The sequence below is a fragment of the Paraburkholderia sp. BL6665CI2N2 genome, from assembly GCF_004366535.1.
Lineage (GTDB): Bacteria > Pseudomonadota > Gammaproteobacteria > Burkholderiales > Burkholderiaceae > Paraburkholderia.
In genome coordinates, this window is record NZ_SORC01000001.1 from 3694107 (window position 1) to 3706196 (window position 12090).

At 59.8% G+C, this 12090-nt stretch carries 11 protein-coding genes and 1 pseudogene; 2 read left to right on the forward strand and 10 right to left on the reverse strand.

The window, feature by feature from the left end:
- Positions 1-83: 83 nt before the first annotated feature.
- Genes B0G81_RS16490 through B0G81_RS45590 form a run of 3 tightly spaced genes read right to left on the reverse strand, consistent with a single transcriptional unit; the run spans position 84 to position 830 of the window.
- Positions 84-359, reverse strand: a complete 276-nt coding sequence (locus B0G81_RS16490) for a GlsB/YeaQ/YmgE family stress response membrane protein (RefSeq protein ID WP_106283231.1) — start codon at positions 357-359, stop codon at positions 84-86.
- Between the two features lie 29 nt (positions 360-388).
- Positions 389-670, reverse strand: a complete 282-nt coding sequence (locus tag B0G81_RS16495; protein ID WP_134137576.1) for a DUF883 family protein — start codon at positions 668-670, stop codon at positions 389-391.
- Positions 671-686: 16 nt separating this feature from the next.
- Complete coding sequence (locus tag B0G81_RS45590) at positions 687-830, reverse strand: DUF892 family protein (RefSeq protein WP_347877460.1); 144 nt, start codon at positions 828-830, stop codon at positions 687-689.
- A gap of 250 nt (positions 831-1080) precedes the next feature.
- Here B0G81_RS45590 and B0G81_RS44660 point away from each other — a divergent pair.
- Positions 1081-1262, forward strand: a pseudogene (locus B0G81_RS44660) (manganese catalase family protein); the annotation flags it as partial.
- Between the two features lie 280 nt (positions 1263-1542).
- Here the strand turns inward: B0G81_RS44660 and B0G81_RS16510 are convergent.
- Positions 1543-2223, reverse strand: a complete 681-nt coding sequence (locus tag B0G81_RS16510) for a hypothetical protein (protein ID WP_134137579.1) — start codon at positions 2221-2223, stop codon at positions 1543-1545.
- Between the two features lie 254 nt (positions 2224-2477).
- Between B0G81_RS16510 and B0G81_RS44665 the strand changes: the two genes are divergently transcribed.
- The gene (locus B0G81_RS44665; protein WP_243856498.1) at positions 2478-2765 is read left to right on the forward strand and encodes a ParB-like protein; all 288 of its coding nucleotides are present in this window, start codon (positions 2478-2480) and stop codon (positions 2763-2765) included.
- A gap of 262 nt (positions 2766-3027) precedes the next feature.
- Here B0G81_RS44665 and B0G81_RS16520 read toward each other — a convergent pair whose 3' ends face one another.
- The 6 genes from B0G81_RS16520 to B0G81_RS16545 all read right to left on the reverse strand — a co-directional run bounded on the left by B0G81_RS16520 (position 3028) and on the right by B0G81_RS16545 (position 11772).
- The gene (locus tag B0G81_RS16520; RefSeq protein WP_243856499.1) at positions 3028-5064 is read right to left on the reverse strand and encodes an alkaline phosphatase family protein; all 2037 of its coding nucleotides are present in this window, start codon (positions 5062-5064) and stop codon (positions 3028-3030) included.
- A 355-nt stretch (positions 5065-5419) separates the two neighbouring features.
- Positions 5420-5623, reverse strand: coding sequence for a hypothetical protein (locus tag B0G81_RS16525; RefSeq protein WP_166679008.1), 204 nt, complete (start codon positions 5621-5623; stop codon positions 5420-5422).
- A gap of 206 nt (positions 5624-5829) precedes the next feature.
- Entirely contained in the window at positions 5830-6486 is a 657-nt protein-coding gene (locus B0G81_RS16530) for a TetR/AcrR family transcriptional regulator (RefSeq protein WP_134137585.1), read from the reverse strand.
- Between the two features lie 420 nt (positions 6487-6906).
- The gene (locus B0G81_RS16535; protein WP_134137590.1) at positions 6907-7770 is read right to left on the reverse strand and encodes a 4Fe-4S dicluster domain-containing protein; all 864 of its coding nucleotides are present in this window, start codon (positions 7768-7770) and stop codon (positions 6907-6909) included.
- A gap of 10 nt (positions 7771-7780) precedes the next feature.
- Entirely contained in the window at positions 7781-10759 is a 2979-nt protein-coding gene (locus tag B0G81_RS16540; protein ID WP_134137594.1) for a molybdopterin-dependent oxidoreductase, read from the reverse strand.
- 272 nt (positions 10760-11031) lie between these two features.
- Positions 11032-11772 carry an OmpW family outer membrane protein gene (locus B0G81_RS16545; RefSeq protein ID WP_134137598.1) on the reverse strand — a complete coding sequence of 247 codons (741 nt, stop codon included), beginning with the start codon at positions 11770-11772 and terminating at the stop codon, positions 11032-11034.
- Between the last annotated feature and the right edge of the window lie 318 nt (positions 11773-12090).

A 12090-nucleotide genomic window follows, 5' to 3' on the forward strand; every position in this document is an offset into this window, starting at 1 on the left:
TGGTGCTCGGCCGCCTGCCGGACTGATTCTCGCCCTGCCCACTTACGATCGGTAGCGGCCCACCCAGTGTAAAAGTGAGCGCTCTAGAGTGGACGCGTGCGACCTCGGCTGAAAAGTCGCAGAACAGCGAGCAGGATGACCGCGCCAATGAGCGCCGTTATCAATGAGCCGATGATGCCACTGCCCAGATGAAGTCCGAGGGCTCCCCCAAGCCATCCTCCGATAAACGCTCCAACAATTCCGACGATGATATCGACAACGATGCCGAAGCCGCCGCCGTCGACTATACGACCAGCCAGAGCGCCGGCGATGCCGCCAATAATCAGCCAGAAAATGATTCCATGCGAGACCGGGTCCATGTTTCTTTCCCTATAGAGGTAAATCCGCATTAGCGGCGAGCAAGCATTCCGATGATGAGTCCGCCGATGAGTGCCATAGTGACCGCTTTCCACGGAGCCTCATGAACGTAATCGTCGGTCGATTCAGAGACGACACGGTACTTCGTCTTGACCACTTCCTGTGCACCGGTAATCTTGTCCTTCAGGTCGGCCAGAACCCGGGCACCGTTTGGTCGTTCGCGGTCATTGTCGTCGGACTTGGGTGTCGAGCTACTGGCCGGCTGAGATAAACCGGCGGAGCCGCCGTGGGTGGATTGAAGAGACTCGTCCATTTAAACCTCCATTCTGTTAGTGCTCAAGGCTGAGCAAGTGGTGTGCCTTCCAGATGGCGCAGCCAATAATCGCGAGAAGCGACTCTGTCATCTGCTTTTCAGCACTGTAAATGTCGGACAGCGAATGAATGAACAAATCCTTCAATGTCCTCGCAGGCATGTCTCTCCTTCAGTCGGTAGGGAACCGCAACTGGAAAAAAGCGCGGTGTGAGCGCAGCGGCGCAAACACCATTCGCGCTCGGCAACATGTCTGAATTTGACGGGACACCGGCGCCCAGCGTATGACGAGACGATTCACAAACGTCTCCGGTACTTGCTGTCTTGCAAACTTCTTGTTGAAACAAATGGTGCGGCAGCGCTTGAGTATCTTCGCGATGGGCCGCGGTAGAGACGGTTCGACGCCGGGCGATGAAGACTCGGGTCCCTGGAACGAGGGCGCCGGTTGGCAATTTGTTGAGACGCCCGAACCTGCCGTCACGGCGGCGACGGCTTGGCGTCAGTGAACATATTGGGCGCGGACCTTAAAATCCTGACGGCTATGGCTGCGCGGACGGCTTCGGAAACGAAGTCGGACCCGGCTACAGGAGCCGACTGGGTAGGGGACAATATACGGCGGACCCGGAAGAGTGAGCGAGGCGTTCTGGCATCTCTTAGATTGCTCCGCCTCGGGCGGGTTGACGATCGCTGAGGTGTTAGCGACGGTTGCGTCGTTACTGCTGTGCGACAGAACACGCTTTCGGCGACAAGAGCGCTGGTGCGATGACGCCACGAGCGCGACAGCGTTCGCGGGCGTCATCGCCGACAGGAAGAGTTAAGTCGCCATGATGCCCCTTAGGCCACTCGTGGCCCCTGTCGTCTTCTGGGCCAGTCGCCTACACCGCCCTTCGCACGGACGAAGATGTTGCCGCACTGCCGGCTTCGACCGGCGGCTGATGACGGAATCCGAGGCCTCCTGCCCCCAGCGCTATGATGGCACCGACGAACAGGGCGGCGACGGAGAACCAGCTCGCACGCGCCACGGCGCGCGCCGCGGTGTCGGCGGCCTGTCGAGCATCCGCTTCCGCTTGGGGACTGGACGCTGCTGCGGTGACAGATGCGATAGCGTTGCCCGCCTTTTGCGTCAGGGAATTTATCGGATTGTTTCCCGCATTCGTCTGGTTCGCCGGCGCGCCGATCGCCGCGCCGGCCGACGCGACGTTCCCGACGACACTGACCGCACCGCCAATTAGTGATGCCATCTCGAACACAACGAAAAGAATCATCACCGCCCACGCCAGCAGTCCATGCAGCCAGCCCAGAACTGGCGCGCAACGACCCGAAAAGTACGCTCCGGCAAATACGGATACGACGGTCGTGACAATCATCCAGGCGCCTGAGCCGAAACCAAATGCACGGGAAGGGTTTGGCTGGGATAACGGATTGAGCAATGACGCACCGATGGCCGTGCCAAGTACGCTCATTACAAGGTAGACAAGGAGCGAGATAATGACGCCAGTGAAAACCGCACCCCACGAAACGCGCGGCAGTCCCTCTTGGGTTACTAGGAGTCGCATGGCAAGTCTCCGGTTGAATTGGCTGTTTCAGGTGGATTCGCCGGAAATGCCCCGGCACGCGAGACCCCGCAAGCGGCATTCCACTGTCGCTGCTCGGTGCTAGCTCAGCGAGCAACTGGGTGAAGTCTGCTGTCCCGATTGTTCCGATAGCGGACCTGTCGTCACTCGCGCAAGACGACTTCTGACTGACCTTGGAAAACCACCGTTAGACCTATCCGTACGATGTTAAAGGTCGGCGAATATCCTTCACAGCGATGCCGGAACACGTCTGGGAAATGGCCGACGACGAATGTCGAAGCCTCGCGGCGTCGGTGCGCGATGCGGTCGGCTACGAGCAAACGACCGCCCCGGTGGAAGAGTTCCGATGGGCGGACCTGTTTCGCAGCAACCGGCGCTCCACCTACAATTCCGACCGTTATCGCGTCGCTGATCATCGTGCTCATACATCGCGTGCTTCCGTGGGCGTGTGTCGCCGGATTCGCGCAACAGGTCCGTCGCCATGGAGATGCACAGAACCGCAACGACGGCCAGCGCGGCGATAACGATACCGGTCACGATGATCTCCACGACATGTCTCGTCCGACGGGTTCGGTCAGATTCAACCGGGCGTGTTGAGCGCAGCAACCGCGCACCGAGCCTTATTGTTGTGATCAGCAGTCCAGCAAAGACCTTCAGGTACGGAGCTCCGACAGGCCAGAAGTGCGGGACCAGTCGAGTACCAGTGGAGCGAAAGGGAGCGCCGCCGGATGAGCCGCACTCCCCCGTCCTGATTGAGTCCTCACTGCGCGAACGCGCGGGACACGATCAGAATGGCCACCAGCCCTTACCGCCGCTCCCTCCGTCATCGTTGCGGGACCGGCCGTCATCGCGTGCGTGATCGTCATGATCGTCGGAGTCCCGCCCGAAGTCGAAAAGATCGAACAGGTCGCCGATCGCGGGAGCATTAACCGGGACGTACGGGTTGTCGCTGCGCTGGACCGGGTTTGGCAGGTTGTCACGGCTGCGCCCCGTAATCGGCGGCAGCCCCCAGTTGCGCTCGATGAATTTGACCAACGACGCGTGATCCGCGTACCCGTGCGAAATGCGCCCTCCCGACGAATACTTCGACACAGCGATCATTGGAATACGCGATCCATCGCCAAAGAAGTCGATGGGCTGGATGTAGCCCGAATCGTAGTAGCCGCCGCCCTCGTCCGTGGTGATGAGAATCGCAGTAGTGGCCCATAGTTTCGGATCGCTCTTCACCGCATCAACCAGTTTCCTCACGAACGCCTCGTAAAGCCCGAACTTCGACGACGTCGGGTGCCCGTCGAGCAGTCCGCCCGGCTTCACGAATGAAACGGCGGGCAGATTGCCGTCGCCGATGTCCGCATACAGATCCGGCAGGTCGGCAAGGTGCGTCTCGCGGACCTGCTGATTTGTCATGATTGACGTCTCATACAGGAACGGATTGCAGATGTTGCAGTAGACGCTTTTCGACGGATCGCTGATGAAGCTGCGCCACCCTTCACCGTAGTACTTCCACGGGATCTTGCGCTCGAGCAGCGTGTCGCCGATTGTGCGCACCGGCGAGGGCGGTATCGTGAACGGCGACTTCGTCCTGTCGAGCACCGTGCCGTCCCCGTTGTAACCCGGGTTGTAATTGTTGAGGAGGTAATAGTGCTTCGGCGCACAATTTGGCTTTGGGTCGTAGGGCAGCGCTTCAAGGTATCGACGGATCGGGCGGACACCGGGCTGGCCGGGGTCCGAACAGTTGCTGTAGCTGCCGCCCGAGTAGCCGTCCTGCGTGTACCAGTTGTTCGTGCCGGCCAGCGGGTTGGGGTTTTCAATCTGGTCCGACGGCGGCGTTGCCGCGTTGCCGGCGCCGTCGGTGTAGTAGTACGCATCGGCCGCGCCGATCATGATGCTGTTGGCTCCGGTGCCGCCCATCACCGGTTGATGATAGTTGTCGCTCATCGCGTATTGGCGCGCCAACTGCGTGAAGTACGGCATGTCGCCGTTGTTCACATTGTAGAAGCCGAGCGCATTCGAGCCTTCACCGGTAGTCTGGTCCGTGAAGGGCGTGGGTTGCGGCTTCCCGTTGCTGCCCGCACCGATGCTGGTCTCGACCCACGCGAACAGATCGGCCAGACAGCCGCTGGGATTTGCGTGGCTCGCATGCGCGACTGCGCAGTCCGCCTGCTGCCACGCCTGGTAGAAGCGATGAACCGGACCACCCATGTAGGCATCGTAGAGCGGTGGCTGCAGGAGATACGGACCGTTCAGCAACGAGTTGTAGTTGGCCACCCGCGAATCCTTCGCATCCGTCGGCAGCCCTGAAGCGCCGGTCAACAGTTGATCGATGTCGGACACCTCCAGAGCGTCGCTTTCGGTTTGCGCGGCCGCATCGTGCGTCAAGAAAGGTGGCGGGCTTGCGTCGCTAGCCGCGGTCGCGGTCCCACCGGTGTTCGGTGCGGGCAGTGTTCCGTACGGAGTTTTGTTCGAGGGGGCGAGCGAGAAGTCGGCCGGTCCCATCAATTGCGCCTGGTATTGCTGAGCCTTCTTGAAGTGTGGGCCCGGTGAGCCGTCCGCGTTGACAATGCCCTGCGACAGCAGGTTCCACACTGATTGACCCCGTTTCGGTTGGTAGGTGCCGAACACGTGGTCAAACGTCCGGTTTTCTCCGACAACCACGATCACATGTTTGATCGGCGTGCGCGTTTCGGACTTGTGATCATACCCTGCTGCCGTCACGCCTGTGGGCCACGTCGCGAATGCGAGCGCGGCCGCTCCCGCACATGCGCTGAGCGAAACCCGTACGCACACCTTATTGCATCTTTGTGACAAGTGGAACATCGCCATCTCCGTCTCCTTACCGTTGGTTACGACGGTAAGACCTTAGGGTGCGCCGATGAACCTTGGGAGTCGCTGGCATTACACTTAGCTGTCGTTGGACAGTCCTACCGCGTGAAGCACGATATAAGGCGATGGATTGCTAGTGTGTGTCCGATATCGGCGAGCCCTCGTTACCGCGATGATAGTTCGCTGCCATCGGGTGTGCCGCTTCGTGTCGGGCGGGGAAAAACGGTGCGTGTGGCGACACGCGTGTAGATCTATGCGTTCGTCAAATACGCGAATACCATTCGTACACGACGGCTACGTCAACTGTGAGGCGCATGCACACATACGGCGACGAGCCGAACTACACCTCGGGTCGTCACTCGGACGGAGTTGCCGCAGGAAATGGACTGTGCCAGTCCATCCAGTCATATGCATCGCCAGAATGCGCCCATGCCCAGTTCCTTGCCGAATTCGGACTGGTTGCCTCAACAACAGGATTCTTCACCGAATCGAACTTGTTCGGGTCATTCGTGCCGCTCTCGGCATCGGTATTTTGGAAATTCGTATGCTCGTAATACATGGCCACATCCTTCAATAGCTTGGAAAACATATAACTATTTGCATCGACCGCTCAAGACCGAAGTGCTGTCCGGGCGGTTACTCTGGCGAACGAAACGCGAGCAGGATACGGCGCGTCACACAGACGCTTGCCGCTCGACTTCATCGTACGAGGCCTTGGTCGCGGATCCTGTATGCGCACACGACGGCGCTCGGACGTCCGCGGACTCAGTCGGGCTCGACCGCGCGATGATCGACCAGCGCCATTTCTTTCGAAGACCGCCACAGTGCACACGAAAAAAATGCGGCAAGCACGGTATGCATCACCTTGTCGGTCATCAATTGCGGATCGCACATTCTGAAAAACTGCACACCATCGCACAGGCTCATCAAGCCAAGCGCGAGAGCGTCGGTCGGGAGAACCATTGGTCCACCATTGCGGTCCGAAATCGTGCCGACGTACGCGCCAATCTGTTCGAACCTGTTGTGCCGGAAGGCACTAAAGCGCTCCTGAAACGCGGTATCTCGGCCCGCGAGTAGCTTGGCTTCGACCCAGAGGGGAAAGCAATCGTTTTCAAGAAAAGATCTGCTGTAGTGCGCGACGACGCGCTCCTTCATTTCCTCGGCCGTGCCACCCTCCTTCATGATCCCCTGAAGATTCACTAGCGCCCTATCGTCTTCGCGTCGTAGTAGCTCGATCAGCAGTTCCCGTTTGCCGCCGAAATTCGAATAGAACGCGCCGCGCGTATAGCCAGCCGCCTCAGCGATTTCCTCAACGCTTGTTGCGGCCACTCCTTTTTCAATGAACATCTTCCGCGCAGCCTCAAACAGGAACTCTCGAGTCCGTTCTCTGCGCTGTGAATGTGTCAGGCGTTCGCGCTTCATGGAATAGCGTACCGGTCAGGCCGCCATCCGAGTTGTCGCCAATGGGCGCGTGTGTCAGATGACGCGTTTCAAAATGGTTCAGTCAATAACGGATATGTGTCTCACAGACTGAAACCAAATGACATTAGACTCAATACTGATGGTTGCGTCAACTTTATTAATAGGGTCTCCAACAAAGTGCGCTGGATACACGGGGCGTCGTAGCGAACAGCGGAATCCGGGAAAGGTACGGAATGTTCAGACGAGGCGCCAGAACGCCCTTCGTGAGGAATCGGCGCAGTATGTCGAGAGCGCCTTCGTCGCGTTGGAAGTGTTCTAGCGACAGCGCGCGCCGTTCGAATCGCCCAGCGACTGCCTATGCAGCTAGTCCGCCGGTGAGCGGGGCCCGTCGATCTCAGGCAAAGCAGCTTCATTGCGCGATCATGCGACCACAGCGTCATTAGTGGCCTGGACGAGACTGACCTCGCCCAGGTAAGTGCTTTCGCCCAGTTCGCATTCGCACGAAGCGTTGCCGAGGTCATGACGGATCTCGACCCGGTAGATGCCGCTTCCCTTCACCAGGCCGCCGAACCTGAAATCACCGAAGCCGTCCGAGACAGTTTCAGCCAGCTTCTCGTTGCCGACGTACAGCGCCACCGCCGCATCCGTGACGCACTCGACCACGTCACCGATACGCGCGCTGACGCTTCCGCCAATGAAGCAGGTTTCCCAGCGCTCGAGGCCGCTATACCAGACGCGAGGCTTTGCGCCCAGGTTAGGCCGCAACACTTTGAGTCCCTCGCGCCGGGCCTTTTCTGCCATCGCTGCATCATCGAGTTTGACCGTCTCGAAGACGTCGGTGGGACATGACTGCTGGCAACGCGGCTGAGGCCAACCCTGATCGAGCAAATGGGCGTCGAAGATCCAGGTCTGCGGCAGTTGCAGTTCTTCATTCCAGACGATGGCCTTGTACGGGCAGGACTTCACGATGTCCTTGCGGCCCCGCGCCTTGTCCGGGTCGATGATGACGATGCCGTCGGCGCGCTTGCGAATGGCGTCGCCGCCCACCCGCATGCAAGGTGCTTCGTCGCAGTGGTTGCACATGACAGGCAGATACGTGGTCTCAACCATATGCGAATCGCCCTGAACACGGCGCAGGATACGCACCGTGCTGTCGGCGTCGGCTGCGGCGGGCGCGGCATAACCCGCAAAGTCGTTGCCGACGTGCTCGTCCCGCGCCGCAATGACGCAGTTCTGGCAGTTCTCGCAACGCCCGACTTTGATAACCAGATTCCACTTGCTCATTCCATGTTCCTCACGCTGCGCGACCGAGCATGAACGCCTCGGCACTTTTCCATTTTTCGACCTGCACCAGGCAGGAGTTGGGACTCATGCTGCTCGTGCCGGCGGTTTGAGGCCGGTCGGGGGTCAGCATATTCATACAACCGCCGATCTCGACGCGCTCGCCATCGATTTCAATCAGCTTGAATTCGGCACTTGCCTCGTACGACTTGACCACTCCCGCGGTGACCAGCGCCGAGACGTCGGCCGCGCAGATCACGGCGCCACGGTCGTTGTAGACCTTGACGAGGTCACGATGGGCAATGCCTCGAATGGCCGCATCGGCCGGACCAAGCCTCAGCAGCCAGAAGCGGTGGCCGCCAATCAGCGCGCGATGGTCCTCGACGCTGTTGACCGAGGAGTTCTTGCCGTCACAGTGGGTATGGAAGCTGTAACGGCTGTGAGTGGCGATCAACTGCAACGGATAACGCTGAGCCAGGTCCGAGCGCAGCCCCTCCCACGAGGGGATATACCGGTTAAGCGGTGGCCGCTCGGGATTGTCCGCAGTGTGCCGCTTCAGCAACTCGGGCACGAACTCCAGCTTGCCGCTCGGCGTCTGCAGGCCCATGCCGAATTTTTCCGAAAACTGGGACGGCAGCGGATGGGGTTCCTGCAGGTCCTTGCGCCGTCCCTCCGCGAACCAGCGCATGTCCACCGGATGGCGCAATTCGGGCTTCTCGGGTGGCACGACGAAATAGCCCTTGCGGCAGAACTCGCGCCACGAAATGTGATCGGGCAGATCCGACGAGTCGAAGACCCGCCTGACCCAATCCAGTTCACTGCCCCCCTCGGTGAACACCCCGCCAAGGCCCAGCCGCGTCAGGATGGCGGCGAAGATGTCGTAGTCGGAACGGGAGTCGCCCAAAGGCTCAATGCACTTGTGCTGCAGTGTCATCACGCGATGATTGACCGTACTAAACCCGTGGTGGGCATAGCCGCCGGAATTCGCCCATTCGCCGATGTCCCATCGCTCCAGCGCGGTACATGCAGGCAGGATGATGTCGGCGAACTGGGCCTCGCCCTCCATCCAGATCGACTGGTTGACCACGAACTCGATGCTCGGATGCCGGTAGGCCTCGGGCCAGCGTCCGGAATTCGTCACCGTGCTGAAGGCGGACCCGCCGTAGCGGTAGATCATGTGAATGGGCGAATAGCCGGGCATGGGGTAGCTGAACGGCGCGAACTGGGCTTCCTGGGACATGCCGTCCCAGAGGTAGCCCGTCGCATGGCCGTTGATAATGGCGTCGGGCAGTTGCTGCCGCGGGACCATTTGCTTGACCGGATTCATGGACAGAATGTGCGGCATGCGCTGGTAATTGTTCACCGCATTGGCGGTCCAAGCCAGGTCGCCGGATATGCCGCCGTCCGCGTAGCCAGGGAAATAGAAATGGAGGTCGTGGGGCACACCGGCTTCAAGGCAGCCGAAATTGACCCCCGGCTTACCCCAGCCCTGCATCGCCATCATCATGATCATGCACCGCGCCCATTGCGCTCCAGTCGCACCTCGGCCTGCTCCACCAAATCCCGCGCCGGTCATCCCCACCGCGAGATGGACCTTCCTGTTCCCCCATCGGCGCGCAAGCGCACGAACATCCTTGGCGGGCACACCGGTCTCGCTCTCCTGCCACTCGGGAGTCTTGGGAACGCCATCGGATTCGCCGAGAAGATAGGCCCTCCACTCGTCGAATCCGGTCGTGCGCGTGGCAACGTAATCCTTGTCGTATAGGTCCTCCACTGCCCACACATACATGATGGCGGTGGCGAGCGCGGCATCGGTTTGTGGTCGGACCGGAATCCAGCGCCCGCCCAGCAATTGCGCGGTCGGGTTGCAGTGCGGGTCGATATGAACGAACTCAATGCCGAGCTCCTTGGCCCACAAGCGCCGCGGCGTGCCCTCGAATCCCGCGTAGGCCCCGTTGGTACTTTCTGGGTCGCAGGACCAGAAGACGATCATGTCGGCTTCCTGCAGGCAATCCTCCACTCCACCGTAGCCGGATGGCACGCCGACGCGCATCGAGTTGCCGAAATGATGCATGGCACCCCAGTACCAGCCTTCCCAGCTGTCCGGATTGGCCGCGACCCGGGTGAAGCCGATCAGGTTGGCAAAGCGGGTCAGTGCGCTGAGGTAGTAGCCCACGTTGCCCCACTGGTGATGAGACGACATCGGGAAGGTGATGGAACCGGGACCGTGAACGCGTTTCTGCCGGTTGATTTCCCTGGCGACAATGTCCAGGGCCTCGTCCCAGCTGATACGCACATAGCCGGATTTGCCCCGGTTCTGTGGATTGCGCTCGCCGTCAGGGTCGAAGTCGACCCGCTTCATCGGATGAAGGATGCGCTTGTCGGAATAGACGAGTGACTTGAGCGTCAAGGCGTGGGGTGCTACCAGGCTACGCCGTGGCGGACTGAAACGGCGTCCGCGCGCCTCGATCACATAACTGGGCGCATCCGTGCTGTCCAGTTCGATGGGAGTCACCCGAACGACGCGGCCATCCTTGACGTAGACGAACAGAGGACCGCCGTTGGTACAGGTGGTGTAGCGGCGCGTGCCATCGCGCAGAGGCGTGCCCATCGGCAGGCCGACGGTGCGCATCATGCCCAGGGTCTGCATTAGCCAAACCAGCAGTTCGTCCTCGCCCTCGGTCACCACCTTGAAATTCTTGGCAGCGTGGATGATCTCGCCCTGGTCAGGGTTCGGAGAAAGGAATTTCAGGGCGGTGGCGACATCCTTGAAGGCCATGCGCACGTCGGCCCGCGGATGCTTGCCGGCGCGCGACCGCACGCGCCCGTTCCTGAATGTGATGACGCGGCCGACGCTTTCATCCATAAGTCCGATCCAGGCCACGAGATCGCGCTCCTTCAGGCGATCACGATAAGCGGGAAAGCGGCGTGCCGTCAGGTCAAGAACCTTGGGCAAGGCAAACAGAATGGTCTTGAGGACCTGTCGTTTCATTATTCAATCCAAAGAAAAGCTTCGTTTGTTGCGCAAGCGCAGGCATAACGGCATGACTGAGCGCTTCCCCGGGCGGGCGAGTGGCCCGGGCGAGCGCGGCCATGTCAGGCTGTAAGTCAGAGACCCGGCAACGCAGGGCTCCATTGCAGCAACATGTCACAATCGACCGAGAAATCGCGGACCGTAGCCGGGTCCGGGTGGTGAAAAATCATGTCCATGTCTTCGATGAGCGTTTCAAATCTCTCGATTCGTCCATTGGCGATCTCTACGCGCTAGAACGTATAGGCGACGTTCAGGAAGACGTTAATGGGATCGATTCGCAGCGTCGATCTGGAAACGATGTGCGTCCCAGTTGCGGTCGTCCCGTCCAGGGTAAGGTGAGTCTTTAGCGGAACGTAACCGACAGCGGTTCCGACAGACCAGTGTTTTGTGATCGCATAATTTGCCCCGATTTCAAATACCGGATTCCAGGACGAACTGAGTGACGCGTGTGCCGACCCGCCCGGACCAAGGTTATCCGTGACAAACTGGCTGTTGGTTGTCCGAACCTGTGTGAACCATGTGTAGTTCACCCCTAATCCGACGAAAGGACGGAATTTCGACTGGGCTGCAAACAGGTGGTATCGAAGGACGATAGCGGGCGGGATCGGTCTCGTCGACCCGAGGGTTCCATACTTCTTGAGCGTGCCATCGCCGACCAAGTTCACTGTGAGTGGCAGTCCAATAAGCGTGGCGACGCCGATGTTGTCGGTGACGTAATATTCGGTGGTAATTCCCATCGTATCCGTGGAACTCGCGTGCGCGCCGGTGCCGGAAAGTTGCTGATTCACCGTAACGCCGTCGACGCTTTCTACTGTGAGCGGCGTTGCATTTCCCTGTGGCGCGACGTGAAGCCACCCTGTCGAAAGCGTTATGCTTCCTGCCGATTGCGCATTGGCATTTCCGATAAGCGCAGCCGAGCAGATGCAAGCCACCATACCTACCGAACTGATTGCGCGTTTGTAATTCCGCATGTCTCTCCTCCTGTCGCTCTGTTTCGAACTTGTTATGAATCATCGGTGTCGCAACTGGATCTACCCGAATGATTTTTTTCATCATTTCGTATAGCTAAACACATACCACGTACTCCGATCACCCCACGCCCTGGTAAGCGTGCATGGCCAGGCGTTCCGTCTCAGGCGGGAACACGCACCACGTACCGTCGCGGTGCCGGAAGAAAAAGAATCCAAGCGGGCCGGCCGGTAGCAGTAGTTCGATACGCACGCAGGGTCTCTGATTCGAGCGCGCGCGACTGAATCGAGTAACGCGAACCGGCGTCGAAGAAGTCGGCC

Coding starts and splice junctions, on each gene's coding strand:
- B0G81_RS16520 (WP_243856499.1), bottom strand. CDS start 5,064: ATGGCGATGTTCCACTTGTCACAAAGATGCAATAAGGTGTGCGTACGG.
- B0G81_RS16535 (WP_134137590.1), bottom strand. CDS start 7,770: ATGAGCAAGTGGAATCTGGTTATCAAAGTCGGGCGTTGCGAGAACTGC.
- B0G81_RS16490 (WP_106283231.1), bottom strand. CDS start 359: ATGGACCCGGTCTCGCATGGAATCATTTTCTGGCTGATTATTGGCGGC.
- B0G81_RS16545 (WP_134137598.1), bottom strand. CDS start 11,772: ATGCGGAATTACAAACGCGCAATCAGTTCGGTAGGTATGGTGGCTTGC.
- B0G81_RS16510 (WP_134137579.1), bottom strand. CDS start 2,223: ATGCGACTCCTAGTAACCCAAGAGGGACTGCCGCGCGTTTCGTGGGGT.
- B0G81_RS16525 (WP_166679008.1), bottom strand. CDS start 5,623: ATGTATTACGAGCATACGAATTTCCAAAATACCGATGCCGAGAGCGGC.
- B0G81_RS16495 (WP_134137576.1), bottom strand. CDS start 670: ATGGACGAGTCTCTTCAATCCACCCACGGCGGCTCCGCCGGTTTATCT.
- B0G81_RS44665 (WP_243856498.1), top strand. CDS start 2,478: ATGCCGGAACACGTCTGGGAAATGGCCGACGACGAATGTCGAAGCCTC.
- B0G81_RS16530 (WP_134137585.1), bottom strand. CDS start 6,486: ATGAAGCGCGAACGCCTGACACATTCACAGCGCAGAGAACGGACTCGA.
- B0G81_RS45590 (WP_347877460.1), bottom strand. CDS start 830: ATGCCTGCGAGGACATTGAAGGATTTGTTCATTCATTCGCTGTCCGAC.
- B0G81_RS16540 (WP_134137594.1), bottom strand. CDS start 10,759: ATGAAACGACAGGTCCTCAAGACCATTCTGTTTGCCTTGCCCAAGGTT.